The sequence below is a fragment of the Pyxidicoccus sp. MSG2 genome (assembly GCF_026626705.1).
In the GTDB taxonomy this organism is placed as follows: domain Bacteria; phylum Myxococcota; class Myxococcia; order Myxococcales; family Myxococcaceae; genus Myxococcus.
In genome coordinates, this window is sequence record NZ_JAPNKC010000001.1 from 3,786,276 (window position 1) to 3,811,703 (window position 25,428).

Here is a 25,428-nt window from a genome sequence, read left to right on the forward strand (position 1 = left end):
GGACGTCACGCCCTCGTCACTGCGCGCACTCTCATCTTGCCCGGCGGCGACGAAGGCGGCGAAGGTGCCCGCCCCAGTCGAACCCCGAGGAGGCAGCGGCATGGACGCGCAGGGGCTGCACATCGAGACCCATCCCCGTGAAGGAGACCCGGTGGTGCGCGCGGGCCGTCCGGACCCGTGCACGGTGGTCATCTTCGGCGCCACGGGGGACCTGGCCGAGCGCAAGCTGTTCCCCGCGCTGTTCGAGCTGGCCCGCGCCAACCTCCTCCCGGACCACTTCGCCGTCGTCGCGTACAGCCGCTCCAAGCTGGAGGGGGACGCCTTCCGCGAGCACGTGAAGGAGGGCCTCCAGAAGTTCTCCCGCACGCAACCGCTGGACGAGGCCACCTGGAAGCGCTTCGCCCCGCGGCTGGAGGTCGTCTCCGGCGCCTACGACGACCCGTCCTCCTTCGCCCGCCTGAAGGAGAAGCTGGAGCAGGTCGCCAGGAGCCACGGCACCGACGGCAACCAGCTCTATTACATGGCCACACCGGCCTCCACCTTCCCGCAAATCCTCCAGGGCCTCGCCCAGGCCGGCCTGCTGCCCCGGCAGGAGCAGCCCCACCAGAAGTCCTGGCGGCGGCTGGTCATCGAGAAGCCCTTCGGGCACGACCTGGAGAGCGCGCGCGAGCTGAACCGCCAACTGTCCGCGGTGCTGGACGAGAAGCAGGTGTTCCGCATCGACCACTACCTGGGCAAGGAGACGGTGCAGAACATCCTCGTCTTCCGCTTCGCCAACGCCATCTTCGAGCCGCTGTGGAACCGCAACCACATCGACCACGTGGAAATCACCGCGGCGGAGAAGATTGGCGTGGAAGGCCGCGGCGGCTTCTACGACGAGACGGGCGTCATCCGGGACATGGTGCAGAACCACCTGCTCCAGGTGCTCGCGCTGTGCGCCATGGAGCCGCCGGTGTCCTTCGGCGCGGAGGACATCCGCGACGAGAAGAACAAGGTGTTCCGCGCGCTGCGCCCGCTCGAGGGCCGCGACGTGACCCAGGCGGTGGTCGCGGGCCAGTACGAGGGGTACCGCCAGGAGAAGGGCGTGAAGCCCGACTCGCGCACGCCCACGTACGTGGCCATGAAGATGAACGTGGACTCGTGGCGCTGGCAGGGCGTGCCCTTCTTCCTGCGCGCGGGGAAGAACCTGAAGGGGCGCCTGACGGAGGTGTCCATCCACTTCAAGTCGGTGCCGGTGGGCCTCTTCGCCGGCGAGGGTGCCACGTGCCAGCGCCTGCAGCCCAACGTGCTCACGCTGCGCATCCAGCCGAAGGAAGGCATCGCCCTGTCCTTCGAGTCCAAGGTGCCCGGTGAGGACGTGAGCATCGCGGGCGTCACCATGGACTTCAACTACGCGGAGAGCTTCGCCAAGCCGGTGCCGGAGGCGTACGAGCGGCTGCTGCTGGACTGCATGCGCGGCAACGCCACCCTCTTCGCGCGGCAGGACAGCGTGGAGCAGGCGTGGAGCTACGTGACGCCCATCCTCCAGGCGCTGGAGTCCGGCGAGGGCGGCGAGATACATCCGTACGCGCCCGGCACGTCCGGCCCGGACGCCGCCGCCGCCCTGCTGGCCCGCAGCGGCCGCAGGTGGACACCGCTATGAGCTTCGCCCCACCGCACATCGTCCCCTCCGAGTCGCTCGCGCAGGAGGCCGCCGCGTGGATGGCGCGCTCGCTCCGGGACGCGCTCGCCACGCGCCCGCGCGCCAGCCTCGCCCTGTCCGGCGGCGGCACGCCGGTCCCCGCGTACCGCGCGCTCGCGGAGGCGAAGCTTCCCTGGGAGCGGGTGGACGTCTTCTTCGTGGATGAGCGCTTCGTGCCGCCGGACCACGCGGACAGCAACTACCGCATGGTGGAGGACACGCTGCTCAAGCCGCTGCGGCTGCCCTCCTCGCAGGTGTTCCGCATGCAGGGTGAGCGCGAGGACCGCGACACCGCCGCGCGAGAGTACGAGGCCACGCTCCCGCCGGTGCTGGATGTCGTACTGCTCGGCATGGGGCCGGACGGGCACACGGCCAGCCTCTTCCCCGGCCACCCGGCGCTGGAGGAGCAGCAGCGGCGGGTGCTGGCGATAGTGGGCCCCAAGCCGCCGCCGTGGCGGATGACGTTGACGCTGCCGGTGCTGCTTTCGGCGCGCGCCGTGCTCAACCTGGTGGCGGGCGCGGGCAAGGCGGAAGCGGTGCGCCGGGCGCTGGCGGGGGACGTGTCCCTGCCGGCGGCACGGGTGACGAACACGCAGTGGATGCTGGACCCGGCCGCCGCCGGACGGTGAGCGGCAGGCGGGACAGGACTTCTGGAGGAACCATGGGTGACACAGCGGGCGCGCAGTTCGGCGTGGCGGGCATGGGAGTCATGGGGGCGGCCCTCGCCCTCAACATCGCGGACCACGGCTTCCGGGTGACGGCGTGGGACCGCCACACCGAGCGCATCGACGAGATGCACAAGAAGTACGGCCACGAGGAGCTGAAGGGCACCGCGTCGCTGGAGGAGTTCGTCCAGCGCCTGGAGCGCCCGCGCCGGGTGCTGCTGATGGTGACGGCGGGCGCGGCGGTGGACCAGATGATGGAGCGGCTCTTCCCGCTGCTGTCGCCCGGTGACGTCATCATGGACGCGGGCAACTCCTGGTTCCTCGACACGCGCCGCCGCGAGGAGCTGTGCAAGACGAAGGGACTGCACTTCCTGGGCATCGGCGTGTCGGGCGGTGAGGAGGGCGCGCGCCACGGCCCGTCCATCATGCCGGGTGGCCCGCCGGAGGCGTACGCGCTGGTGCGCCCCGTGCTGGAGGCCATCGCCGCGCGCGCGGAGTCCGGCCTGTGCGTCACCCACGTGGGGCCGGACGGCGCCGGCCACTTCGTGAAGATGGTGCACAACGGCATCGAATACGCGGACATGCAGCTGCTGGCGGAGACGTACGACGTGCTGCGCCGGGGCCTCGGCCTGAGCGCGGAGGCGGTGGCGGACCTGTTCTCCAAGTGGAACCAGGGCATCGCCGAGTCCTTCCTGCTGGAGACCAGCATCCAGGTGCTGCGCAAGAAGGACGCGGAGACGGGCAGGCCGCTGGTGGACCTGGTGCTGGACAAGGCGGGCCAGAAGGGCACGGGCAAGTGGACGGTGCAGGTGGCGTTGGACCTGGGCGTCCCGGTGCCCTCCATCGCCTCGGCGCTGGACGCGCGCAACCTGTCCGTCATGAAGGACGAGCGCGTGGCGGCGAGCGCGAAGCTGAAGGGCCCCACCGAGGCGCTGTCGGCGGAGGAGAAGGCGCAGCTCGCATCCTGGGCACATGACGCGCTCTACGCGGCGCGGGTGGTGACGTACGCGCAGGGCATGCGGCTCATCCAGGCGGCGTCCACCGAGTACAAGTGGAACATCTCCCTGGCGGAGATGGCGCGCATCTGGCGGGGCGGCTGCATCATCCGCGCGAAGCTGCTGACGCCGCTGCGCGAGTCCTTCGAGAAGCAGCCGGCCCTGCCGAATCTCATGGTGTCGGACGCCTTCGCGCCGGTGCTGGAGAAGATGGCTCCCGCGTGGCGCAGGCTGGTGGGCGTGGCCGCGAAGGCGGGCATCCCCGTGCCGGTGTTCAGCGCGTCGCTGGCGTACATGGACAGCTACCGCAGCCCGGAACTGCCTCAGAACCTCACGCAGGCGCAGCGCGACGCCTTCGGCGCGCACACGTACCAGCGCCGCGACAGGCCCGAGGCCGGCTTCGTCCACACGGAGTGGAACAAATAGCGCGCGGTGCTCACCAGGGCATGCGAGGCCGGGGGTGCGGGAAGCCCTCGGCCACGAGCGCGCCGGTTTCTCCGTTGTCGGAGATGGAGCAGATGAGGGCCCGGTTCGAAGAGGCGTAGCCCCGCGTGAAGGAGCGGGTCGCGAGACAAAGCGCGGCCACCCCACTGGCCGCGCCGATGTCGCCGAACGACACGGCGGGAAACACGGCCCGTGACGCGCTGAAGTCGACGTGCTCGTGCAGCAACTGCTGGGCATGACCCCAGACCCGTGCCTTCCACTCCTCGCCATTGAGGTCCAGGAGCAGCTCTCCCCGGAAGGGCTCACGCAGCCCCGCCGCCCCCAGGGCCGTCTTCACCGCGGTGGCCAGGTTGCGTCCCCACCCGGGCGCGAGGTGACTCCGGGAGCGCGGGGGAGCGTCTTCATCGTCCACCTCCAGGGGCTCGGGCGCGGGCCCTCGCACCGCGGCGAGGATTCGGGCTTCAGCCCGGGCCTCTCGCTGCTGCGCGGGCCAGGCCTTCTCCACCAGCACGCCCGCGGCGGCCTCTCCCGGACACAAGCCCACGGGACGCTCGGCGGTCTTCAACCGCCCCTGCTGGATGAGCTGGCTCATGCTGAGGTGGTCCAGCCACGAATCAGCCCCCAGCAGGAGCACGCGCTCCAGGCGGCTCTCGCGGAAGAGCTCCTGGATGTGACTCATCGCGATGGCGGCCCCCGCGGCGCCGCTGGTGATGAATCCGTTGGGAATCATCCGCAGGGGCAGCCCTGACAGGTCCGCCAGCAGCTCCGCGCAGTACTTCGACAACAGCGAGGGGACCTCCGGCTCGGGCCAGAGGAATCGCTCGAACGAGACCTCAGGAAGCACCCAGGCGACGCCCGTGCCCGCCCAGAAGCGGGAGTCCTCGCTCCCCGGCAGCCTCCCATAACGGACGAGGTCCTCCAAGGCCGTGGACGCCAGACGGACCCAGGCACCGGACTGGATGAACCCTTCGCTGAAGCCCTTGATGGGGGCCCCGGGCACGGGAGCCTCAAGCTCGCCCTGGTCGAATGACGTGTAGCCAGTCAGGGGATGACGCCCAATCAGTCCCGCCCGCTGCGCCGCGCTGGTGGTCACCACGTCGAACCCCAGGTTGGACACCATTCCCAGACCGCTGATGACCAGACCACTCGCGGATGACATCAGCGCCTCGGCTTCGGCAGGGAACGGAACGACTCGGGGACCTGCCAGCTCTGCGGTGCCGGGAGCTGACGGAGGTGGAACTTCCGGGCGATGCCGGGCGCGAGGGGATGCTCCGGCGCCACGGACAGCCGGGCCCGCCGGGCCAGCTCCAGCAGCGCCAGCACCTCCGTGGACACATGCGCCGTGGTCGCCGCCTCATCGGCGTTCAGCTCCTCGAATCGCCGAGCCTTCTCATAGGCCTTGACCTTCTGTTCGATGAGGCCTTCCAGTCCCTGGTCGAACAAGCGCTGATCGGCGTCCAGGAGGCCACGGCAGATGTCGAGGCGTGGGTCGGGGTTCTCCTCCGCCAGCTTCGCGAAGCGCTCCAGCTGCGGCTGCAGGGACTGGCGGGGGACGTTCCCGAAGAAATAGGCCATCGGCAGCCACACGGCGAAGAAGTCCTCCTCGTACTCCCGCGTGGTATCCGGCGCCGGTGGGCAGAGGGAGGCCATCTCCCGCGTCGCTTCGTCATCCCCGCAGGCGACGGCGTCGAAGAAGGCCTCGGCCTTCGACGTGAGCTTCTCCTTCTCGGGCGCGGTGCGGAGGAAGTGCACGAAGGCCCGGGAGCTCTTGAAGAGGTACGTGAAGAAGGGACGCGGGTCGCTCGTCGCCAACAACGAGCCGACAGCGAGCCGGCGGTAGAGCATGCAGACGTGCTGATAGTAGCGAAGCTCGGGCGCCGCCTTGATGACGTGCGGGAGCACCTCCTCGAGGGCGACACCCGAGTTCTTGATGGCGATGGGCAGGAAGTTCGGCTTCATGTTTCACAGCTCGCCTGTTGGCGTTTTCCCGAGCCGGCGGCCCGCGGCCCCACAGCGTACTCCCTGGGGCCGTCACCTGTCTTCTCCACGAGGCCCGCTTGCTTGACGCTCTCTCGTCGTTCCGGAACACTCGTGGCTCGGACACACGCAGCCCCGAGGCCACTTCATGTCGAAGAGCAAGGACTCTGGTCATTTTGGAGACGCGAAGCTCGACACGCTCCATGACATCCAGAAGAACACGACGGAAGGAGGCGCCTGTCTCACGGGGCACTCAGCGGACTTCAAGGACTTCAAGAACAAGGTCTCCTGCAACTACCGGTATCAGGGCCACGAGCAGGCGGACTCGAACGGCGACATCAAGTCCCGGCTGCACAGCTACAACGACAATCTGCCCGAGCGCCGCATCGAGACCTCGGCCTACCAGGCCAAGAAGGGCGGCATGACGCCCGACCGCTACTGCGCCCACCTCGCCATCCCGGAGCCGGGTGACTGGGACGTCCGCGGTCCGTTGAAGTCCGTCCGGCGCAGGACCTTCGACAAGTCGAAGGTGCGAATCCCCGCCGGCTACAACTTCACCCAGGACACCTGGCCCTACTGGAACAACGCCCACCACCTCATCCCCAAGGGGACGTTGGAGAAGAAGATTTTGGAGCAGGAGTACAAGGTCAGCAACATCATGCAGAAGGCCCTGCTCAAGGCCAAATACAACGTCAATCACAAGCGCAACATGTTGATGATTCCCCAGGACCGGGAGGTCGCGGCCCTGCTCAACCTGCCGCGACACATCCAGCTCAAGGATGATGACGCGCCCTCCCTGGCGGCCAGCTGCACGGACCACCCCATCTACAGCGCGATGGTCAAGGAGGTCGAAATGGGGTTGAACAAGATCATCGACGACTACAAGAGCATCTGCGACGGCGCGAAGCCCAAGCCGGGCGAGGAGCACGAAATCCCGGACGTGGACCTCGACAAGTCGAAGCTGGAAGACCTGTCGGAGCTGCTCCTGCAGATGCACTTGAACTGGGGCAAGCCAGGTGGCACCGGTCCCTCCCTGGACAAGAAGGCGACCCAGGTCCTCAAGAAGATTGGCCGGCTCTAACCCGCCACACGGAAACGCGTACGGATGCTCTACTACCTCATCTACCTGGACACCGATGAAGACCCGGCCTTCTGCTTCCTCGATGCTCCCCCCGAGGGACTCGGCATCAAGAGCTACAAGCTGGGGCACGGCAAGGAAGTAGGGGCGGACTACCCGGCGGACGCACGCATCTACATGGCCGACCGGTACAAGGGCATCCAGGTCCCCGACCTGGTCGGCAACACCTGCGGCATGCTGGTGACCAGCAAGCGCGTCAAGGACGCCTTCGCGCGGGTGAACCGGGGGCCCGTGGAGTACCTCCCCGTGGCCATCTACAACCACAAGAAGCGCGTCGCCTCCCCGGACCACTTCATCCTCAACCCGCTGGGCACGGTGGACTGCCTGAACCAGGAGGCCTCGGACATCGTGTACAACCAGGACAAGGTGGTCCGCGTCCGCAACTTCGTGCTCGACCCGGCGAAGCTCCAGGACGCGCCGGACCTCTTCCGGGTGCGCGAAGATTCGTACGCGTATGTCATGAGCGACCGGGTGCTCCAGGAACTGAAGGGCATCCAGCCGCGCGTCACCAACTTCGTCTTCGAAGAGCTGGACCAGGTCCCCTCGAAGGCGTCTGGGGCGCGGAGCTCCTAGCGAAGGGGCCCTGCCCCCCCGGCACGCGCCCCGGTGCGCTGTCACCCCGACTTCGGCGGAGTGGACCGCAGCTCCGCGCGGCGAATCTTCCCACTCACCGTCTTGGGCAGCTCGGTGACGAACTCGATGTCGCGCGGGTACTTGTACGGCGCCGTGGTGTGCTTCACGTGCTCCTGGAGCTCCTTCGCCAGCTCCTGGGACGCGGAGTGCCCGGGCGCCAGCACCACGTAGGCCTTGATGCGCTGGCCAATCTTGTCGTCCGGCACGCCGATGACGGCGGACTCCGCCACCGCGGCGTGCTCCAGCAGCGCGGACTCCACCTCGAAGGGGCCCACGCGGTAGCCGGACGTCTTGATGACGTCGTCGGCGCGGCCCACGAACCAGAAGTAGCCGTCCGCGTCCCGCACCGCCCGGTCTCCCGTCACGTACCAGTCGCCCCGGCGGCAGGCCGCGTTGGCACCCTCGTCGTTGAGGTAGCCGTGGAACAGGCCCACCGGCCGCTCCGGCGCCACGCGCACGGCGATGTCGCCCTCCTGCCCGTCCGCCACCTCGCGGCCCGCGTCGTCGATGACGCCCACCGTGAAGCCCGGCGACGGCTTGCCCATGGAGCCCACGCGCGGCTCCACCGAGGGGAACATGCCCACCACCACCACCGTCTCCGTCTGCCCGTAGCCCTCGCGGATGTGCAGGCCCGTGGCCTCCTTCCACGTGTCGATGACCTCGGGGTTGAGCGGCTCGCCCGCGCTCACCGTGTGCCGCAGCGAGGACAAATCGAAGCCCTTCAAGTCCTGCAGCACCAGCGCCCGCCACGCGGTGGGCGGCGCGCAGAAGGTCGTCACCTTCTGCGACTCCAGCACCTTGAGCAGCTTCGCGGGCTCGAAGCGGCCGCGGAAGTCGTAGACGACGTTGCACGCGCCCTGGCTCCACGGCCCGAAGAGCTTGCCCCACGCGCACTTCGCCCAGCCGGTGTCGCTCAGCGTCAGGTGCCTGTCGTCCGGCGTGAGGTCCAGCCAGTACCGCCCGGTAATCACGTGCCCCAGCCCGTAGCTGGCGTGCGTGTGCAGCACCATCTTCGGCATGCCGGTGGTGCCGGACGTGAAGTAGATGAGCATCGGGTCGTCCGCGCGCGTGGGCGCGAAGCCCTCTCCGTGCGCGCCCGTACCCGCCGCCCCCGGCGTGTAGCGCACCCACGGTGACGGCGCGCCCTCCCCCACCGCCACCCAGGTCTCCACCCGGCCCGTGCCGGCGAGCCCCTCGAAGCGGTCCAGGCAGCTCACGTCGGCGATGACGGCGTTGGCGTCCGCGGCCACCAGCCGGTAGCGGATGTCCTTGACGGTGAGCATGGGCGTGCCGGGCATGAAGACGATGCCGGCGCGGATGCAGCCCAGCACCAGGAACCACCACTCCGGCACGCGCGGCATGATGATGAAGGCCCTGTCGCCCTTGTGCAGCCCCAGGCCCGTGAGGAAGCGCGCGGCGTGCAGCGAGTGCCGCCGCACGTCCTCCCACGTGAAGCGCTGCTCCCGCCCCGCCTCGTTGGACCACAGCAGCGCGAGTGCGTCTGGCCGCTCGCGCGCGTGCCGGTCCACCACGTCCGCCGCGAAGTTGAAGTGCTCGGGCCGCTCCCACCGGAAGTCACGGCGGGTGGCCTCGTAGTCGCGCGGGTTGCGCGGGGCGGATGGGGGCATGAGTCACTCCTGGGGAAGGACCTCACCCAGGAGCCTGCCACGTGCCCCCCCGCGCCGGCCTCGCCTTCCGGGGCGCCTTCGCCCGGTGGACGACACGCGCGGGTCCCCAAAAGCGAAGAGGCCGGCCCTGTGCAGGCCAGCCTCTCCGAAGTCCACCTGCCTCCGTCACCGGAGGCCGCGCGTCAGTTGATTTCGGCGCAGTGGAAGAGATTGAGCCTTTCGTACGCCTCGCAGCTGCGCAGCGTGGCCAGCAACTGCTGCTCGGCGGCGACCTTGCGGCCCGTCAGGCCCTCGCTCCGCGCGAGCTCGCGCTCCACCACCAGGCTCAGCCACGGGTCCCTGGAGTCGCGAGCGAACCGCTGGAGCGCCTCGAGCGCCTCGGCGTCCTTCTGTGCCTCGCCCGTGTACACCAGCGCGCCGAAGTAGAGGTCCCACTCCTTCGAGCGGCGCAGCGCCTCCAGCATGCCCGGCGGCGGCTGTCCCTCGGACACCAGCTTCGCGTACTCGCGGGCCAACGGAGCGCGCGCGCTGAAGTCACGTGCCATCATGTCCCGGACGTAGTCCTGCAGCACGGCGCCGCCGCCCACGCCGTCCAGCTCGACGGCCAGCGGCCGCAGCGCCGCCACCTGGTCCGGCGTGGTGGCCGTGCGCACGGACTCGTAGAGCGCCGCGCGAGCCGCCGCCGGCTGCTTCTGCGCCAGCTGCTTCACGTCCGCCGTGCCCGCGGCCAGCTGCTGCCACGACTCCTTCACCTCCTTGCGCCACCGCGCGTCCTCGGTCTCCCGCAGGGTCTTCAGCTCGTTCGCCCGGGTCAGCGCCTCTTCCACCCATCCCGCGTCCTGCCCCGGCACCGCGGCCGCCTCGCGGAAGGACTCCTCCGCCTGCTTCGAAAGCCCGCGCCCCTGCAGCGCCAGCCCGCGGTTCCACAGCGCCTGCGGGTGCTTCGGCTCCTGGCGCAGCGCACTGTTGAGGAACTCCAGCGCCTCCTCGTACCGCCGCCGGCTCAGGACCACCGCCGCGCGGTCGTCCTTGTCCTTGCCCTCGTACCGCTGCCGGCTCAGGGCCACCACCGCGCGGTCATTGTCCTTGTCCGCGGACTCGGGGGCGCGGGCCAGGAAGGCCTCCGCCTGCTGCCAGTCCCCGCGCAGCCCGTACGCCGCGGCGATGCCGCGGAAGTCCTGCCGCTCCTCCAGCTCCGCCAGCGGCCGCAGCGGCAGCGCCTCCGAGGAGGTGCTCGTGCCGCGCATGGGCTCGAAGCGGCGGAAGTGGTCCGCGTTCGGATGGCTCAGCCGCGCCGCCAGCGTCCGCGTGTCCGCGCTGGCCAGGAAGACCTCGGACGGCATCCGGGGCTCCGCCTGCATCTGGTAGACGCCCACCGCCGCCAGGCCCGCCGCCAGCGCCACCGGCACCGCCGCCCGGTAGGCACGGTGCAGCCACGGGCGCAGCGGCGTCACCTTCCCACTCCCGGCCTGCTCGGCCCCGGTGCCCGCCAGGGCCCGCGACGCCAGGAGCTCCAGCTGGAGCAAATCCCTGAGGCCGACCTCGCACTCCTCACAGCGCGTCAGGTGCTGACGAAAGGCGTCCGCCTCGGTGGCGGACAGCTCCCCGTCCACGAAGAGGTGCAGCTTGGTGCATGGCGTGTTCATGAGCTCGTTGCCCCCTGCTCCCGGGCTACCGCCACCTGGGGCAGCAGCAGTTCCTTCAGGTCCCTGCGCGCCAGGGTGAGCCAGCTGCCCACCGTGCCTACGGGAACGTTGAAATGCTCGGCGATGGCCGTGTAGCGCTTGCCCTCCGCGTGGAGCCGGTAGGCGTCACGCAGGTGCGGCTTCAGTCGCTCGATGGCCTTCTGGAACTCGTCGGTGTTCACCAGCTCCCAGTTCTCCTGGGAGTCATCCGGCGACAACGCCGCGTCCTGAACCAGCGCCAGGTGAGGCAGCCCCCGGGTCTCCGTCCGCTGTCGGCGGCAGTAGTCCAGGAAGCGATTCGTCATGGTGGTGCAGAGCCAGGCCGCCGCCGCCGAGTCCGTCCTGTCCTTCAGGTGCTCGAACTCAGGCATCGCTCGCTCGAACGTCTCCTGGACCAGATCTTCCGGCTCCAGGCTCGAGCGTGCGCACAACCGGCGTGCCAGGCCCAGAAGGCCCGGACGATGCTGGCGGATGAACGCTTCGAAGCGCCGCCGCTCCCGGTTGAAGAGGTTTGCCATGATGCCCCACGCTTGCGCAGCTGGTGGTTTCCCACCAAAGACGCGCGGCGGCCCAATCCTTGAGAAGAAAAAAAGCTGCCGCCAGACAGTAAAATGCCCGGGAGGGTGAAAAACCCTTTCCGGGCAGGAGGATCAGCCGTTCTGGGCCGCGTCGCCGCTGGCGTCCGCCAGGGGAGGCGTGGCCGGCGGGGGCAGCGGCTGGCGCGGGCGCTGGACGTCCGCGTTGGTGGCGCAGTCCACGTAGGTGTTCTTCACGTTGGGCTCCCCAGCAATCGCCGCAAGGGAAGGGCTCTTCTTCGTTTCATTGGCACCGGGCGTCATGGCGCTCGCTCCTCGTGCTGGCGACAGGCAGCACGGACAAGTTGCGGATGTATGTAAAACGCAAACGGTCGCATTCCTTAACATGCCGATTGCGATTTCGTGAGTAGCCCCGGGTCGGACTGACTCCAGGAATCCAGGGAGTTCCAAATGAGCAGGGAAAATTCGCGGCTGACACCCGAGTGGCAATCGTGGCTGGTGGAGAACCTGGCGCTGGGGGTGAGTCACGACGAGGCGGTGCGGGCCCTGACAGGCTCGGGCGTGGCGGAGGACGTGGCGCGCGAGGAGGTGGCCTCCGTCCTGGCGCACCCCTACTACCAGGCGGCGCTGCGCGTGGGACGCCGGTATGGCTGGCTGGAGTCCGTCATGGACACCTACAGCTCGCTGCACCGGCAGGCGGGCGGGCACCAGACGCTGGAGCGGCGCGAGGGGCTGAGCCCGGAGGAGTTCTTCACGCGCTACTACTTCGGGCACCGTCCGGTGGTGCTGCGCGGCTTCATGGAGGACTGGCCCGCCCTGCGGCGCTGGACGCTGGCCTACCTGGCCGAGCGCGCGGGGGACGTGGAGGTGGAGGTGATGACGGGGCGCAACGCCAACCCGGACCATTCACCCGAGTACGAGAAGCACCGCTCCACCATGCGCTTCCGGGACTACCTGCGAATGATTGAAACGGGGGGCGAGACGAACGACTACTACATGGTGCCGCGCAACGAGAACTGGGCGCGGGAGGGCTTCGGTGCCCTGCGCGAGGACGTGCGAGCGCCCCGGGGCATCATCGACGCGGACTCGGGCCCGGACATGATGACGCTGCTATTGGGCCCGGCGGGCACCGTCACCCCGCTGCACCACGACAACATGAACGTGCTGCTGGCGCAGGTGATGGGGCGCAAGCACGTGAAGCTCATCCCCTCCTTCCAGCGCCACCTCATGTACCCGCGCTTCGGCACCTTCAGCGAGGTGGACGCGGAGCGCCCGGACCCGGCGCGCCACCCCCTCTACGCGGAGGCGAACGTGGTGGAGGCGGTGCTGGAGCCGGGGGACCTGGTCTTCATCCCCGTGGGCTGGTGGCACTGGGTGCGCGCGCTGGACGTGAGCGCCTCGGTGACGTTCCACCACTTCCGGGTGCCCAAGGGGAACACCTTCCTGCCCACGCCCCGCTGAGCCTTCGCGGCGGGCTACTGCGACGTCTCCACCAGCAGCACGAACTGCGTCCAGGCGTTGCGCGAGTCGCGGGCCAGCCACTTCTGCCGCTCGTCGCGCAGGGCCACGGCGGGCGTGGAGCCGGCGCGGATGCGCTGGCGCACCCCGTCGAAGAACCGGCCCGCGGCGTCCGGGATGTCCACGGTGGAGGCGAGCACCGCCCGCGCGCCCGCGTCGATGAAGGCGGCCGGCAGGCTGAAGGGCTCGTGGGTCGAGGAGGAGGCCAGCCGCCCCGCGCTGCACGCGGCGAGGAAGACGAGCGGCGCGCCCGCCAGCTTCTGCTGCCGGACGATGTCCGCGGTGAGCGCGTAGCGCCCGTTGCCCTCCGGCGACAGCACCACCAGCGACGCGTCCGACAGGGCGGGGTCGCTGATGCCGTGCGCGTGAATCTCGATTTCGGTGGCGTCCGCCATGCTCGACAGCACGCGCGAGGGCGTCGCCTCGGAGCCCGACAGCAATTCCGGCGGCGTGGGCTCCGGCTCCGGGGAAGGCGTCCACGAGGGCAGCCGGGGCAGTTGCAGCAACGAAGGGGCCTCCACGCTGGAGACGACGAGCCGGCGCCCGCTGGACGCGGTGCGCGGCTGGGCCGTCTTCCCCATGCGGAAGCTCCAGGCCATGTCCGGCGGCAGCAGGTCCGTGCGGCCGAAGACGGGCGCCCAGGCCAGCACGTCCACCCGCTCGCAGCCCCGCAGCACCTGCCGCAGCTTCTCCGGGACGAGCTTCGACGTCGGGCTGCGCGAGAAGGGCTCCTGGCGGTTCCCCTCGTATGCCCCCTCCACCTGGCCCTGGGGGCCGCGGGCCACCACCACCGCGCGCTCGTGGTGCACCGCCGCCGCCAGCGCGCACCGCTCGGGCACCGACGTGCCGAGCTGCGCGGCCATCAACTCCAGCACCCGGGGGTAGTCGCCCGTGCGCCCCGCGTCGGTGACGAGCGACGAGTAGCTCAGCGTCCACGACTCGCGCGCCATCGTGTCCGCGCGCGGGAGCTTCTGCGCGTCGCTGATGACGCGCTCGAGCAGGGCCTGGCCCTGGGCATGCTCACGGTCCAGGGCGAAGCGTCCCTCGATGTAGTGCGCGTAGACGGCGTCGCCGGGCGTCGGGTTGGAGACGCGGGTGGCGGCGAGCACCTGGCGAAGCTGCTCCGCGTCTCCCGGCGCGGGGCGGGCGCGGGCCATCTCCGCGAAGGTGGCGCCGAACACCACGTCCAGCGGCGCGGAGGGACACGCGGTGGCGGCCTCCAGCGCGCGGCGCGCATCTTCCGGCCGCATGTCCAGGTAGTGGATGTGCGCCAGATGGATTTGCGGCCAGTAGCAGGTGAGGCTGGCGCCCTTGCGCCCACCTCGCGCGGACCACTCCTCCACGTAGGCCCGGGCGCTCGAGAAGTCGCCGCGGTCTCTCGCGATGTGCGTCAGGTTTTCCAGCGACGTCAGCTCCAGCTCCCACTCCCGCAGCTGGCGCGCCCACGTCCACCCGGTGCGGGCGTGCTGCTCGGCCTCGGTGAGGCGCCGCAGCCCGGCGTAGAGGATGCCCAGGCGCAGCTCCAGCTCCACGCAGCCCGCGGAGAAGGCGCCCTCGCGGCAGCGCTGCAGGGCGCTGAAGAGCCGCTGCTCGGCCTTCCACCACTCGCCGTCCGCCGTCTCCTTCCGGGCCTGCTCGCGCTCCAGGTAGAAGTTGAACCAGGGGTCCTGCTGGCGCCGGCCGCGCTCCACCGCGTCCGCCACATACCCCATGGCATTGCCGCGGGTGCGCAGCAGCGCCCCCGCGAAGAGGTCGTCCTCGCTGGAGGCGCGCAGCGTCTCCAGCAGCGCCTCCGGAACCGGGCCCTGGGTGCGCACCAGCTCCGCGTAGCCCTTCGCCAGCGGGGCGCGGCGGGTGAAGTCCCGCGTCGCCACCTTGCGCACGTAGTCCCCCAGCGTGGAGCCGCCCTGCAGCCGGTCCAGCTCCTGCGCGAGCGGGAGCAGCGCCAGCGCGCGCTCCTTCGACTGTGCCGAGCGGACCACGTCATAGAAGCTCTGCCGCACCACGCCCGGCTGCTGGCGGGCCTCCTCGAGCGGCAGCGGGGCCCGGGGGTCCTCCATCAGCGCCAGGGTGGCATCGCGGGCGCCCTTCCACTTCCGGGCGCGCTCCAGCGTCTCCTCGCGCAGGGCGAGGGCGTGGGCATGGGCGTCGCGGCCCCAACCCTGCTCGTTGAGCGTGGCCACCTGCTCGTAGGTCTCCGACGCCTTCATGGTGAGCCCCATCTCCTGGAGCACCAGCGCGCGGTTCCACAGCGCCTGCGCGTGCTTCGGGTGGGCGGCGAGCACCGCGTCCAGCAGCCGCAGGGCCTGCTCGTGTGCCCCCCTCGCCAGGTGGACGGCCGCCAGGTCGCTGTCCCGGTTCGGGGAGGCGGGCATGCGCTCCAGGAAGGAGGCCGCCTGGTTCCACTCGCCCTGGAGGGCATAGGCCGCGGCGATGCCGCCCCAGTCACCCACCTCCTCCAGCTTCGCCAGTTCCTTCAGCGGAATGGGCTCCGGGGGCACGGGACAGCCGCCGGACGAGACGCGCGGCCGGTACTTGTCCGCCTCGGGGTGGGTGAGCCGGGCCTCGATGCGTGCCGCCGCCCGCCGCTCGGCCCAGAACTGGGGCGTGACGCCTCCGCCGTCCCCCTTGGAGGGGCTCCGCGCGAGCAGGACAGTCAATACGAGCACGGGCGTCGCCAGCGCCAGGACCAAGAGCTTGTCGTACGCCGGCTTCAACATACTGCCCCCTCGGGCGCCACCCCCAAGCAGTCGCCCACCTATCTGGTTCTACACCAACATCCCCTTGCCGCCGACTGCGCCGCCGGGCATCCCCCCATGCCGCGGGGCGTCTCGACGTTCCTCAACCCACGGAATTCCCGTATGCACGGGCACGAGCCCGTCCGGTTCCGGTATTTCCCAGGGGCTTTTCGAGGCCCTCGCGAAACACCCTCCCCTGCGGACGGGCCGCGCTGGGCCCCGTGGCCAGGCCGCAAACCGACCGGCCTTCACTAGAGACGATGTGCGCCGGAATCCTTGAATGACTCCCTGCGCGCATCCCTCTGTAATCATTGCATCCGCAACGTTGAGACGAAGGCACTAGCGGGGGCCCGCAGGGCAGGTCGCCCTCCGAAGGAGAGCGCGGGCGCGAGGCCGGGTGGGGGTTGGCAGACGGGCGTTGGCGGGAAGCGACACGCCGGCCCGGCTGTCCCATTGCGCCAACCCGAGACGAAAGGACCTCGCTTGCCGCATCTCCTTCGCCATGTCGCCCTGTTGTCCCTGCTGCCCATGCTCGCTTCCGCGGACGTGGCGTGGAAGGGCGACTTCGAAACGGGAAACATTTCACAGTGGACGCGCTCCCAGGCCGTCGCCAACAGCCGGCTCCAGGTCGTGTCGGACGTCGTGCGCGAGGGCCGCTATGCGCTGAAGGCCATCGTCCGCCAGGGGGATGACCCCATCGGCGCGAGCGGCAACCGCAACGAGCTGCTCTACATCAGCCAGGAGAAGACGGGCTCCACGTGGTTCTACAAGTGGAGCACCCAGTTCCCGAAGAGCTACCCCAGCTCCGACGCGTGGCAGGTCTTCGCCCAGTGGCACCAGGAAGGCTGCTGCGGCTCCCCGCCGCTCGAGTTCTTCGTGAACGGCGAGGAGATGAACATGCGCGTGGGCGGCGCCACCGGCACCGTGCTGTGGCAGGCGCCGCTGGACCGCGGCACGTGGCACGACTTCGTCCTGGAGGTGAAGTGGTCCTCCAACAAGAAGGTCGGCTACGTGCAGATGTGGCACAACGGCAAGCTGGCGGTGCCCAAGACTTTCGCGGCCACGCAGTACGGCAGCGAGTTCAACTACCTCAAGCTCGGCCTGTACCGCGACGACACCATCCGCCCGGAGGCCTTCGTGTACCACGACGGCTTCACCATGGCCTCCAAGCTGGAGGACGTGATGCCCCCTGCCCCCGCGCCGACGCCGGAGCCCACGCCCGCGCCGACGCCCCAGCCGCCGCCGGTGGTGACGCTGCCGGACCCGAGCCCCGCGCCCGAGACTCCGGCGGAGGAGGAGCCCGAGGCGCCCGTGGTGCAGACGCCCACCCCCGGCACCCAGCAGCCCGGCCTGGGCGCGCTTCCCGGTGACGACCTGGGCAGCGGCTCGCCCGCGGACGGCTCGCGTGTACCCGGCACGGCGCCCCAGGGCTGCGGTGCCTCGGCCACCGGCACGGGAGGCGTCCCCATCATGGCGGCCGCCGGCCTGCTCGCCGCCTTCGCGCTGCTCGGTCGCCGGCGGAAGCACGCCCACGCGGCCGCCCGCTCGCGGCGCTGACAGCAGCGGCCAGCCCCCCTGACGCACCCGGCGGGTCCATCCTTCGAGGATGGACCCGCCTTCTTTTTTCCGGGGCCGGGAAAAAGAAGCCAAAAAGCCGTGTCGATCTCCCGCGACGTCGTTCGTCGCAGGGTTGGAACCCACACAGGAGACTTGAAGCCATGGCGACCAGCATCTTCGTGAACCTGCCCGTGCAGTCCCTCAGCCGCTCCGTCGAGTTCTTCAAGCAGCTCGGCTACACGTTCAATCCCCAGTTCACCAACGAGAGCGGCACCTGCATGGTCATCAGCGAGAACATCTACGCGATGCTGCTGGTGCGGGACTTCTTCAAGACCTTCACCGACAAGGAGGTCGCGGACCCCTCCAAGGTCGTCGGGGCCATCATCGCCCTCTCCGCGGACAGCCGGGCCGCCGTGGACACGCTGGCGGACAAGGCCCTGAAGGCCGGCGCCACGAAGGCGAAGGACCCCCAGGACTACGGCTTCATGTACCAGCGCAGCTTCCTGGACCTGGACGGCCACCACTGGGAAGTCTTCTGGATGGACCCCAAGCACGTCCAGCCGCAGCAGTAGCCCGCGAAAAGCAACGGGCCCGTCCCCCGGAAGAGGACGGGCCCGTCAGGGGCTCCCACGTGACGACGGCGCGGTCAGTGCGCGCCTTCCACCTTCACGCCGGCGGCCGGCTTCTTGAGCATGAACACCAGCACCAGCGACAGGGCGAAGATGGCGGTCAGCACCGTGAAGTTGGCGTTGAACGCGCGCACCAGCGCCTGGCCGTTGATGCGCTGGCTGAGGATGCTGTAGGCGGCGCCCAGCGGGTCCGCCACGCGTGAGCCCACCGCGCCCCGGATGGCGGCGACCTGCTCCTGCGTCACCTGGCTGTAGGCGTCCACGTGCGACGTCAGCGCGGTGAAGTTCACCTTGGTCGTCCGGCTGAGCGCGCTGCTCATCCACGCCGTGCCAATGGAGCCGCCCAATTCACGCGTCAGGTTGTAGAGGCCCGCCGCGTTGCCGCGCTGGTCCGGCCGCAAGTCACTGAGCGCCATCACCGACAGCGGCACGAACACCATGCCCAGGGAGCAGGCGCGGATGAACACGGGCAGGATGAGCGTGGCCTCGTCCGCGGTGCTGGACAGGTGGCCGTTGGTCCACAGCGACAGGCACATGCCGATGATGCCCAGCCCCACCAGCATCCGCCCATCCACCTTCCCGCCGAAGCGGCCGATGAGCGGCATCAGCAGCAACTGGATGACGCTTCCCTTGAGGAAGATGAGGCCGATGTCGAGCGCCGAGTAGCGCATCACCGTGCCGCAGTAGAGGCTGAAGAGGAACGAGCCGGCGAACAGCGCCGTGCCGACGATGAAGTTGATGCCCGTGGCCGCCGTGTACGAGCGGTTGGCGAACACGCGCAGGTCCACCACCGGCTGCGGGGTCTCCAGTTCGTGGACGATGAAGGTGATGAGCGACACCCCCGCCACCACCGCGAGCAGCGTGATCTTGGCGCTGTCGAACCAGTCCTCGCGGTTGCCCTCCTCCAGCACGAACTGGAGCGAGGCCATGCCCACCGCCAGGAGGCCGATGCCATACCGGTCCACCTTGTCCTGGGTGGGCTCGAAGGCCGGCTGCTCGATGTGGCGCCACGCCATCCAGGCCGCGAACAGGCCCACCGGCAGGTTGATGAGGAATATCCAGTGCCAGCTCGCCGCCTCGATGAGCATGCCGCCCACCGTGGGCCCGAGCAGCGGCCCCGTCACCGCGCCCAGGCCGAAGAGCGCGCCCGCCATGCCGTGCTCCTGGCGCGGGTAGCGGGCGAAGAGGATGGCCTGCGAGGTGGGGATGATGGCGCCGCCGCCGATGCCCTGGAGGATGCGGAAGACCACGAGCGACGGCAGGTTCCACGACAGGCCGCACAGGACGCTGGCCGCGGTGAACATCAGGATGGAGGCGGTGAAGTAGCGCCGGTAGCCGAAGCGCCGCTGCAGCCAGCCCGTCATCGGGATGACCACCACGTTCGCCATCATGTAGCCGGTGGACACCCACGCAATCTGGTCCAGCGGCGTGCCGAAGCTGGCGCGGATGTCGCTGAGCGCCACGTTCACGATGGAGATGTCCAGCACGGACATCAGCGCCGCGGCCATGGCGGCGATGGTGATACCGGCCTTGGAGCCGGTGATGGTGTCGCCCTGCATGACTAGCGGCCCTTCGTATTCACGGTGACTTCGGCGCTCATGCCCGGACGCAGGCCCGCATCCTTCAGCTCACCATCGAAGCGGATGAGCACGGGGATGCGCTGCACCACCTTCACGAAGTTGCCGGAGGCGTTGTCCGGGGGCAGCAGCGCGAAGCGCGCGCCGCTGGCGCCGGCCAGGCTGTCCACGTGGCCCCTGAACTCGCGGCCGCCGAAGGCGTCCACCGTGAGCTCCACTTCCTGGCCGGGCTTCATCTCCCCGACCTGGTCCTCCTTGAAGTTGGCCACCACCCAGAGGTCGTCCTGCGGCACCAGCGCCATCAGCGGGCGCGCGGGGTCCACCACCTGGCCCACCTCCACCGTGCGGCGGCTCACCACGCCCGCCACCGGCGCGCGCACCTGCGTATAGGACACGGCCAGCTCCGCCAGCTTCAGCGCCGCCTGGGCCTGCTTCAGCTTCGCCTCGGAAAGCCGCACCGCCGCCTGGGCCGCCTGCACCTGCACCGCCACCGTCTCCGCCGCGGCCAGCTTGCCCTGCGCTGCCTCCAGGCCACCGGACGAGCCCTGCACACCGGCCTCCGTGGACGTCAGCCGCGCGCGCGACACGTCCAGGTTGGCCCTCGCCTGGTCATACCCGGCCTGCCGCGCGTCCAGGTCCGCCTGGGTGACGGCGCCCTCCGTCTTGAGCGTCTTCACGCGGCCCAGGTCCGACTCGGCCAGCTTGAAGCGGGCCTCGGCCGACTGCACGTCCGCGCGCGCCTGGTCCAACGCCGCCCTGGACGAGCTGATGCCGCTGGAGGCCTGCACCACGCCGCCGCGTGCCTGGCGCAGGTTGGCGCCGGCGTTCGTCTCGGTGAGGGCGAGCTGTGCCTGGGCGCTGGCGAAGCCGGCCTCCGCGCTCAGCACGTCCGCACGCGCCACGTCCAGCTTCGCGTTCAGGTCCGTGGCGTCCAGCTCCACCAGCACGTCGCCGGCCTTCACCGGCTGGTTGTCGCCCACCAGCACCTTCGCCACCTGGCCGGAGATGCGCGGCGCCACGTTGGCGATGCGGCCCTCCACCTGGGCGTCGTCGGTGGACTCATGTCCGTACGTCAGCGCGTAGCTGACGCCGCCGCCCAGCAGCGCCACCGCCAGCAGCGCGGGCAGCACCTTCTTCGCCCGCGACGAGCGCGGGGCGGCCGGCTTCGCCACGACGGCGGCGGGGGCCTTGGGTTCGATGCTGGGGATGTCCTTGTCGAGATTCGCGGTCTGGGTGCTCATGAGAGGCTCGGGTGATGCGGTGACAGATGGTTCGGTGGCTAACCATCCGGCCCCGCGAATACATCCGACGGGGCCAGAAGGAAGGAATCAGGGGTGTGGAAGGGAGGGCTTCAGGGGTCCCGGAGGGCGGGGATGCCCGAGCTGACCTTGGACATCAGCTCCTGGAGGGTGGCTCGCTCGGCCTCGCTGAGAGGAGCCATGAGGCCGGAGATGCGGCGGTAGTGGTCCGGCAGCATGCCGTCGAGCAGCTTGCGCGCCTTGGCGGTGAGCTTCACCGTGTACATCCGGCGGTCCTCGGGGTGGTCCTGGCGGGAGATGAGGTCGTCCTTCTCCAGGGTGTCGAGGAGGCCCGTCATGGTCGCCCGGCTGACGCACGAGCTCTCCGCCAGCTCCGCCGGGGTGAGGCCCCGCCCGCTCTCCGCGTCCTCGCTGGAGAAGAGGCGGATCAGCACGACGAAGCGGCCCATGGAGAGGCCGTGCCGCGACAGGTGCGCGTCGTAGGCCCCCGTCAGCTCGTGCGCCAGGTGCAGCATGGCGATGCACGTCTGGATGGCGCTCATGTCGAGCTGGGGGAAGCGCTCCGCCAGCCGCTTCAGCCGCTCGTAGCGGGGCACCGGAGGGAGCGATAGGAAAGGTGGGTTTCGTGCGGCCACAGTAACCTTACAATAAGGGACCTAACTAAATTCGCAACCCGAAGTTCGGAGCGCTTCTCATGGGGCGACCGGGCCGTCCAGGCGGGATGACGAGCGCCCGCCTGCCCGTCTGATGGGAGGCATGCCACGGCTTCACGGGAGGGGCGGGAGGCGTGGCGTTAGGAAGGGCTGAGATGGACGTGAAGGACCCCACGGTGCAGGCGGCGCTGCGGCGCGCATGTGAGGAAGCCGGACTGCCGGACTCGCTCCGGGGCTGCGTCTACCCGCTCCTCAGGGACCCGGAGGGCGAGTGGCCCGCGTGCTGCGGTGGAGGCTGCCTGCCGTGCTCCTCCACGCTGGCGGACGTGGCGGTGCGCACGCTGGAGCTCCTGGGCACGCCGCGGCGCGCGCCCGTCTGACGGGGTGGGCCCGGACCTGGGGGCGCGCGTGCCGCCTGGCGACATACGCTCACGGGCATGAACCCCATCGTCCATGGCGAGCTCGCGTGGCTCGCCGCCCAGGGCCTGCGCGAGCGCAGGGACCGCATCCTCGTCGTCTGCGCAGGGCTGGCTCCGGACCTGGACGGGCTCAGCCTGCTCGGAGGCAAGGACTGGTACGAGCGCTATCACCACGTCCTCTTCCACGGGTACGTGGGCGCGCTCGTCACCATGGCGGTGTGCACCGCGCTGGCGCGGCAGCGGGCGTGGGTGGCGGGCCTGTCACTGCTGGCCTTCCACCTCCACATCGTCTGCGACCTCGCGGGCAGCGGGCCCGGCTGGCCCATCCACTACTGGTGGCCGAACAGCATGCGCGAGTGGTTCTGGGACGGGCAGTGGGACCTGGCCTCGTGGCAGAACAGCATCATCGGCCTCGCGGCCACGCTGGCGTGCCTGGCGTGCGCGCTGCGCTTCCGGCGCACCATGGTGGAGGTGTTCTCCCCGCGCTGGGACGCGGAGGTGACGCGCACGCTGCGGCGCCGGTTCCTCGGGGAGGTGGACTCCCCGAGCTCCACGCCGCCGGTGCGGTGAGTCACTGCGGCTGCTTGCACTCGCGGCGCAGCGCCTCCACGCGGTCCTTGGGCATGGCGCGCACCGTGGCGGGCACCAGGGCGCGGAAGCGCTCGCAGCGCTCCGTCACGTCCTGCTCCTGCTCCAGTTGCTTCAGGGCCACGTCCGCCGCTTGCGACGGCTGGCCCTTGCGCTGGTAGAGCCGCTCCAGCAGCACGTACGAGCCCTCCGGCCGCGGGTTCTCCGCCACCTGGCGCTTCGCCGCGTCAATCGCCTCGTCCACCCGGCCCTCGCGCTCCAGGTCCGACGCGCGCTCCAGGTCCTCCGTCTGGGTGCAGTACGGAAGCAGCGACCGCACCTTCTGCATCATGTCGCTCTTCGACTGGTACAGCTTCGAGTCCACCGAGCGCCAGATTTCGCAGCGCGTGCCGCGCCGCTCGCCCTGGATGAGCTTCGACACCTTCTCCGCCACCTTCGTCGCCGCATCCGTCCGCCCCAGCTTCTCCAGCCGCTTCGCGAAGTTCAGGTGGTCCATCGCGTCCTGCGAGTCCCGGTACGGGCTCACCTCCAGGTGCTTCTCGTAGCTGCGCACCGCCGCGTCCACGTCGCCCTCGTTCAGCTCCGCCTGGGCCAGGTCCTTGTTCGCCTGCGGGTGGAACGGGTTGAGCGCCACCGTGCGCTTGAGCAGCGACACCCGCAGCGACTCGCTCTTCTGCCTCAGACTCAGCTCCCAGTAGGCCCGTGCGTCCTTCGTGCCCTTGTCCACCAGTCGCTGGTAGATGCCGAGCGCGCGCTGCTTCAGCTCGCCCCGTGAGCGCGCCTGCGGGGACTCGCGGAAGGACGTGTTCCAATACCCCTGCGCGAGCGCGAGCTGCACGTCGTTGTTGTCCGGGTCCCTGCGCTCCGCCTCCTGCAACAGCTTCACGGCCTTCTCGCAGCCCGCCTTGTCGAAGCCGTCCGATGCGCAGTTCTCCTGCGCCAGGCGGATGCCCTCCTTCGCGTCGCTCGACAGCACCGAGGGGGCCGCCACGGAGGGCGTGAGCGCGGCCGATTGCGGCGAAGGGGGCGCCGCCTGCGCGCGCTCCGGAGGAGGCAGGGCCTGGGCCTGGGCGTGGGACGGCAGGGGGACGAGCAGCGCCAGCAGGCACACGCAGCGGACATGAAACGCGGTCATGGAGGGTTCCTTCCTCATCGCTGCACGTGGACGTGGTCCGCGGCCGGGTCGTTGCAGTCGAGGAACGTCACCGGGCCGTTCTCGCTGAAGCTGTTGTCCTCGCCCGCCACGCGGATGCCCGCCAGCTCCACCACGCACATGAGCTGCCGCGCGTCCTTGCCGGGAATGGAGAGGCTGCGCGGGTCCAGATCCAACGCCAGCCCGCGCGTGTGCCGGCTGTTGATGGTGCCCGAGCCGATGAACTTGTTGCGCTGCGGGTTGCGGAACGCGCTGGTGATGATGCGCTCCAGGCTCACCCGGGTGGCGCGGTTGTTCGCGGGCGTGTCGGCGATGCCGTTGGGCCCGGCGCGGATGACGCCCGCGCAGCCGCCGTTGACGCGCGCGCCGACGCACACGTCGTCTCCCTTCGGCTCGGTGTCCCCCAACGCTCCCATCATCAGCACGGCCTGCCCGGGCGAGACCACGGTGGAGGAGGGACTCGCCGCCCGCGTCCCCACCGGCACCACCTGCACGTCGTCGTTGAGGATGCGGTTGACCTCCGCCTCCACGTCGCTGAGCAGCTTCTCCAGCTCGCCCGGCTTCTCCTCGACGATGATGGAGTAGTTGCCCCGGTTGAGCGTGGTGCGCCCCGGCACGCTCACGTTCGTCAGCGTCGGCTGGAAGGTCGTGCCGTAGTCCACGTACTCCTGCCGGAGGATGTCCGCCTCCTCCTGGCGGATGAAGGAGGTGGGCGGCAGCTTCGCCTCCAGCGTCCCGCCCTCCAGCACCAGCGTGGCCACCACCTCGTACTCCAGCGGAGGGTTGGGGTCCCTGCTGCCCGTCCTGGGCAGCGCCGAGGTGCCCTTGAAGACCAGCTCCGGGCCCGTCGCCACCGCGGGCACCGCGGGCCCGGACTGCGTCCCCACCGGCTTCACCGTCCAACGGATGCGGTCCACCAGCCCCGGCTCGCCGCCCTCCACCCGTGCGTGCGCCACCATCTCCTCGCGCGTAACGAAGGACGTGCGCGCCGTCGTGCCCTCGCGCCGGGTGAAGATTTCCGTGAGCGCCAGCGTCACCGGCTGGCCCCCAATGTCCTTCGTGACCTCGACCAGGGGGGGAGGCGGCGCGCCGCTGCCGCCCGTGGCCGGGCCGGCATCCTCCTTCGCCTCCTCGGTTCCGCACTTGCAGCCCGTGGCGAGCACGACGCAGGTCAGCCCCGCGGCCAGCCACCAACGTGGATTCCTTTTCACGAGCGCTTCACCCCCCGCCGCGCCGTCCGAGGTGACTCCCGTCGGGCGCGGCCGTGTAGCGACGCGCGCATCTTGCGTGAGCCGCCACGCGCCGCCGCGCGCTCCCGGGTCGCGGATGTCCGTGGGAGGACGCGCTCGCGCGAGACGACGCACTGCCCGACGCTGCGCCCGTCCCCGGGGGCAGCGCGCCCCTCTCCGCCGCCCCTCCCCGCGAGTCACCCACACGGTGAACGGAGCGACAGTTGCACCGCGGGCGGGCTGCCTGCGCGCCGCGAAGCAGGCCCTTCCCGCCCCGCCGCGCCGGGGCATCCTGCCCCCGATGGGGCGATGTGCCCCACTTCGACGGGGCCGGGCGCCCCGGGCCGCGGCCGCTTCCCGAGGGATGCTCCCTCCACGGGAGGCTGGCACGGCCAATGCTCCTGCTCCGGTCAGCCGCGCGAAACCCCGCGCGGCGCACCGGAGTGAAACCTCATGAAGCGCACCCTGTCCCTCGTTGCTGGCCTCGGACTTTCCCTTGCGTCGCTGGGAGCCTTCGCGGCCCCGCCGAAGGCCGCCACCACCGACGGTCAGAAGCCCGCCGCCGCTGCCCCGGCGAAGCCCGCCACCAAGGGCAAGAAGGCCAAGGCGCACGCCGCCGCCCCCGCCAAGCCTGCCCCGGCACCCGCCGAGGGCTCCAGCGGCAACTAACCGCCGCTTTCCTTGCAGCACTCGCGGTACGTTGTGAGTACCTACCTCCGGTCCGTG

At 70.2% G+C, this 25,428-nt stretch carries 23 protein-coding genes; 11 read left to right on the forward strand and 12 right to left on the reverse strand.

Going from position 1 to position 25,428, the window contains the following annotated elements; translation table 11 throughout:
• The first annotated feature begins 100 nt into the window (after window positions 1-100).
• From zwf to gndA, 3 genes are read left to right on the forward strand one after another with little or no spacing between them, the layout of a single operon-like run.
• Window positions 101-1,642, forward strand: coding sequence for a glucose-6-phosphate dehydrogenase (gene zwf / locus OV427_RS14270; protein WP_267856647.1), 1,542 nt, complete (start codon window positions 101-103; stop codon window positions 1,640-1,642).
• On the forward strand, window positions 1,639-2,310 hold the full coding sequence (gene pgl / locus OV427_RS14275; protein WP_267856648.1) for a 6-phosphogluconolactonase: 672 nt from the start codon (window positions 1,639-1,641) through the stop codon (window positions 2,308-2,310). The genes zwf and pgl overlap by 4 nt, the downstream gene beginning before the upstream one ends.
• Before the next feature lie 32 nt (window positions 2,311-2,342).
• The gene (gndA, locus tag OV427_RS14280) at window positions 2,343-3,767 is read left to right on the forward strand and encodes an NADP-dependent phosphogluconate dehydrogenase (RefSeq protein ID WP_267856649.1); all 1,425 of its coding nucleotides are present in this window, start codon (window positions 2,343-2,345) and stop codon (window positions 3,765-3,767) included.
• Window positions 3,768-3,777: 10 nt separating this feature from the next.
• On the opposite strand, the gene OV427_RS14285 is transcribed toward gndA, so the two are convergent.
• The gene (locus OV427_RS14285) at window positions 3,778-4,944 is read right to left on the reverse strand and encodes a hypothetical protein (protein WP_267856650.1); all 1,167 of its coding nucleotides are present in this window, start codon (window positions 4,942-4,944) and stop codon (window positions 3,778-3,780) included.
• The gene (locus OV427_RS14290) at window positions 4,944-5,744 is read right to left on the reverse strand and encodes an Imm49 family immunity protein (RefSeq protein WP_267856651.1); all 801 of its coding nucleotides are present in this window, start codon (window positions 5,742-5,744) and stop codon (window positions 4,944-4,946) included. Before OV427_RS14290 ends, OV427_RS14285 begins: the two co-directional genes overlap by 1 nt.
• Before the next feature lie 166 nt (window positions 5,745-5,910).
• Between OV427_RS14290 and OV427_RS14295 the strand changes: the two genes are divergently transcribed.
• Both OV427_RS14295 and OV427_RS14300 read left to right on the forward strand, forming a co-directional pair.
• Entirely contained in the window at window positions 5,911-6,843 is a 933-nt protein-coding gene (locus tag OV427_RS14295; protein ID WP_267856652.1) for an AHH domain-containing protein, read from the forward strand.
• 24 nt (window positions 6,844-6,867) lie between these two features.
• Window positions 6,868-7,473 carry an imm11 family protein gene (locus tag OV427_RS14300; RefSeq protein WP_267856653.1) on the forward strand — a complete coding sequence of 202 codons (606 nt, stop codon included), beginning with the start codon at window positions 6,868-6,870 and terminating at the stop codon, window positions 7,471-7,473.
• Window positions 7,474-7,514: 41 nt separating this feature from the next.
• Here the strand turns inward: OV427_RS14300 and OV427_RS14305 are convergent, their stop codons facing one another.
• From OV427_RS14305 to OV427_RS14320, 4 genes are all read right to left on the reverse strand, one after another.
• A complete protein-coding gene (locus OV427_RS14305) occupies window positions 7,515-9,161 on the reverse strand; it encodes an acyl-CoA synthetase (RefSeq protein ID WP_267856654.1) in 1,647 nt (548 codons plus the stop codon).
• A gap of 182 nt (window positions 9,162-9,343) precedes the next feature.
• The gene (locus OV427_RS14310) at window positions 9,344-10,807 is read right to left on the reverse strand and encodes a zf-HC2 domain-containing protein (RefSeq protein ID WP_267856655.1); all 1,464 of its coding nucleotides are present in this window, start codon (window positions 10,805-10,807) and stop codon (window positions 9,344-9,346) included.
• Complete coding sequence (locus OV427_RS14315) at window positions 10,804-11,364, reverse strand: RNA polymerase sigma factor (protein WP_163990225.1); 561 nt, start codon at window positions 11,362-11,364, stop codon at window positions 10,804-10,806. The genes OV427_RS14310 and OV427_RS14315 overlap by 4 nt, the downstream gene beginning before the upstream one ends.
• 132 nt (window positions 11,365-11,496) lie before the next feature.
• Window positions 11,497-11,685, reverse strand: coding sequence for a hypothetical protein (locus tag OV427_RS14320; RefSeq protein WP_267856656.1), 189 nt, complete (start codon window positions 11,683-11,685; stop codon window positions 11,497-11,499).
• 147 nt (window positions 11,686-11,832) lie between these two features.
• Between OV427_RS14320 and OV427_RS14325 the strand changes: the two genes are divergently transcribed.
• Window positions 11,833-12,843 carry a cupin-like domain-containing protein gene (locus tag OV427_RS14325; protein WP_267856657.1) on the forward strand — a complete coding sequence of 337 codons (1,011 nt, stop codon included), beginning with the start codon at window positions 11,833-11,835 and terminating at the stop codon, window positions 12,841-12,843.
• 14 nt (window positions 12,844-12,857) lie between these two features.
• Here OV427_RS14325 and OV427_RS14330 read toward each other — a convergent pair whose 3' ends face one another.
• The gene (locus tag OV427_RS14330) at window positions 12,858-15,620 is read right to left on the reverse strand and encodes a CHAT domain-containing protein (RefSeq protein WP_267856658.1); all 2,763 of its coding nucleotides are present in this window, start codon (window positions 15,618-15,620) and stop codon (window positions 12,858-12,860) included.
• 501 nt (window positions 15,621-16,121) lie between these two features.
• Here OV427_RS14330 and OV427_RS14335 point away from each other — a divergent pair.
• Together OV427_RS14335 and OV427_RS14340 are read left to right on the forward strand one after the other, a co-directional pair.
• Window positions 16,122-17,195: a polysaccharide lyase gene (locus OV427_RS14335; protein WP_267856659.1), complete on the forward strand. Its 1,074-nt coding sequence runs from the start codon at window positions 16,122-16,124 to the stop codon at window positions 17,193-17,195.
• Window positions 17,196-17,356: 161 nt separating this feature from the next.
• Window positions 17,357-17,767, forward strand: a complete 411-nt coding sequence (locus OV427_RS14340) for a VOC family protein (protein ID WP_267856660.1) — start codon at window positions 17,357-17,359, stop codon at window positions 17,765-17,767.
• Window positions 17,768-17,841: 74 nt separating this feature from the next.
• Here OV427_RS14340 and OV427_RS14345 read toward each other — a convergent pair whose 3' ends face one another.
• The 3 genes from OV427_RS14345 to OV427_RS14355 all read right to left on the reverse strand — a co-directional run bounded on the left by OV427_RS14345 (window position 17,842) and on the right by OV427_RS14355 (window position 21,256).
• The gene (locus OV427_RS14345; RefSeq protein WP_267856661.1) at window positions 17,842-19,383 is read right to left on the reverse strand and encodes a DHA2 family efflux MFS transporter permease subunit; all 1,542 of its coding nucleotides are present in this window, start codon (window positions 19,381-19,383) and stop codon (window positions 17,842-17,844) included.
• Between the two features lie 2 nt (window positions 19,384-19,385).
• Window positions 19,386-20,642 (reverse strand): HlyD family secretion protein, encoded by a 1,257-nt coding sequence (locus tag OV427_RS14350; protein WP_267856662.1) that lies wholly within the window; start codon window positions 20,640-20,642, stop codon window positions 19,386-19,388.
• A 110-nt stretch (window positions 20,643-20,752) separates the two neighbouring features.
• Window positions 20,753-21,256 (reverse strand): MarR family winged helix-turn-helix transcriptional regulator, encoded by a 504-nt coding sequence (locus OV427_RS14355; RefSeq protein ID WP_267856663.1) that lies wholly within the window; start codon window positions 21,254-21,256, stop codon window positions 20,753-20,755.
• A 212-nt stretch (window positions 21,257-21,468) separates the two neighbouring features.
• Here OV427_RS14355 and OV427_RS14360 point away from each other — a divergent pair, with 212 nt between their 5' ends.
• Window positions 21,469-21,693: a hypothetical protein gene (locus OV427_RS14360; RefSeq protein ID WP_267856664.1), complete on the forward strand. Its 225-nt coding sequence runs from the start codon at window positions 21,469-21,471 to the stop codon at window positions 21,691-21,693.
• Window positions 21,694-21,750: 57 nt separating this feature from the next.
• Window positions 21,751-22,302: a metal-dependent hydrolase gene (locus tag OV427_RS14365; protein ID WP_267856665.1), complete on the forward strand. Its 552-nt coding sequence runs from the start codon at window positions 21,751-21,753 to the stop codon at window positions 22,300-22,302.
• Between the two features lies 1 nt (window position 22,303).
• Here OV427_RS14365 and OV427_RS14370 read toward each other — a convergent pair whose 3' ends face one another.
• Together OV427_RS14370 and OV427_RS14375 are read right to left on the reverse strand one after the other, a co-directional pair.
• Window positions 22,304-23,455 (reverse strand): tetratricopeptide repeat protein, encoded by a 1,152-nt coding sequence (locus tag OV427_RS14370; RefSeq protein WP_267856666.1) that lies wholly within the window; start codon window positions 23,453-23,455, stop codon window positions 22,304-22,306.
• A gap of 14 nt (window positions 23,456-23,469) precedes the next feature.
• On the reverse strand, window positions 23,470-24,684 hold the full coding sequence (locus tag OV427_RS14375) for a hypothetical protein (RefSeq protein ID WP_267856667.1): 1,215 nt from the start codon (window positions 24,682-24,684) through the stop codon (window positions 23,470-23,472).
• Window positions 24,685-25,155: 471 nt separating this feature from the next.
• Between OV427_RS14375 and OV427_RS14380 the strand changes: the two genes are divergently transcribed.
• Window positions 25,156-25,371: a hypothetical protein gene (locus tag OV427_RS14380; RefSeq protein WP_267856668.1), complete on the forward strand. Its 216-nt coding sequence runs from the start codon at window positions 25,156-25,158 to the stop codon at window positions 25,369-25,371.
• Window positions 25,372-25,428: the final 57 nt, after the last annotated feature.

Coding starts and splice junctions, on each gene's coding strand:
- zwf (WP_267856647.1), top strand. CDS start 101: ATGGACGCGCAGGGGCTGCACATCGAGACCCATCCCCGTGAAGGAGAC.
- pgl (WP_267856648.1), top strand. CDS start 1,639: ATGAGCTTCGCCCCACCGCACATCGTCCCCTCCGAGTCGCTCGCGCAG.
- gndA (WP_267856649.1), top strand. CDS start 2,343: ATGGGTGACACAGCGGGCGCGCAGTTCGGCGTGGCGGGCATGGGAGTC.
- OV427_RS14285 (WP_267856650.1), bottom strand. CDS start 4,944: ATGTCATCCGCGAGTGGTCTGGTCATCAGCGGTCTGGGAATGGTGTCC.
- OV427_RS14290 (WP_267856651.1), bottom strand. CDS start 5,744: ATGAAGCCGAACTTCCTGCCCATCGCCATCAAGAACTCGGGTGTCGCC.
- OV427_RS14295 (WP_267856652.1), top strand. CDS start 5,911: ATGTCGAAGAGCAAGGACTCTGGTCATTTTGGAGACGCGAAGCTCGAC.
- OV427_RS14300 (WP_267856653.1), top strand. CDS start 6,868: ATGCTCTACTACCTCATCTACCTGGACACCGATGAAGACCCGGCCTTC.
- OV427_RS14305 (WP_267856654.1), bottom strand. CDS start 9,161: ATGCCCCCATCCGCCCCGCGCAACCCGCGCGACTACGAGGCCACCCGC.
- OV427_RS14310 (WP_267856655.1), bottom strand. CDS start 10,807: ATGAACACGCCATGCACCAAGCTGCACCTCTTCGTGGACGGGGAGCTG.
- OV427_RS14315 (WP_163990225.1), bottom strand. CDS start 11,364: ATGGCAAACCTCTTCAACCGGGAGCGGCGGCGCTTCGAAGCGTTCATC.
- OV427_RS14320 (WP_267856656.1), bottom strand. CDS start 11,685: ATGACGCCCGGTGCCAATGAAACGAAGAAGAGCCCTTCCCTTGCGGCG.
- OV427_RS14325 (WP_267856657.1), top strand. CDS start 11,833: ATGAGCAGGGAAAATTCGCGGCTGACACCCGAGTGGCAATCGTGGCTG.
- OV427_RS14330 (WP_267856658.1), bottom strand. CDS start 15,620: ATGTTGAAGCCGGCGTACGACAAGCTCTTGGTCCTGGCGCTGGCGACG.
- OV427_RS14340 (WP_267856660.1), top strand. CDS start 17,357: ATGGCGACCAGCATCTTCGTGAACCTGCCCGTGCAGTCCCTCAGCCGC.
- OV427_RS14345 (WP_267856661.1), bottom strand. CDS start 19,383: ATGCAGGGCGACACCATCACCGGCTCCAAGGCCGGTATCACCATCGCC.
- OV427_RS14350 (WP_267856662.1), bottom strand. CDS start 20,642: ATGAGCACCCAGACCGCGAATCTCGACAAGGACATCCCCAGCATCGAA.
- OV427_RS14360 (WP_267856664.1), top strand. CDS start 21,469: ATGGACGTGAAGGACCCCACGGTGCAGGCGGCGCTGCGGCGCGCATGT.
- OV427_RS14365 (WP_267856665.1), top strand. CDS start 21,751: ATGAACCCCATCGTCCATGGCGAGCTCGCGTGGCTCGCCGCCCAGGGC.
- OV427_RS14370 (WP_267856666.1), bottom strand. CDS start 23,455: ATGACCGCGTTTCATGTCCGCTGCGTGTGCCTGCTGGCGCTGCTCGTC.
- OV427_RS14380 (WP_267856668.1), top strand. CDS start 25,156: ATGAAGCGCACCCTGTCCCTCGTTGCTGGCCTCGGACTTTCCCTTGCG.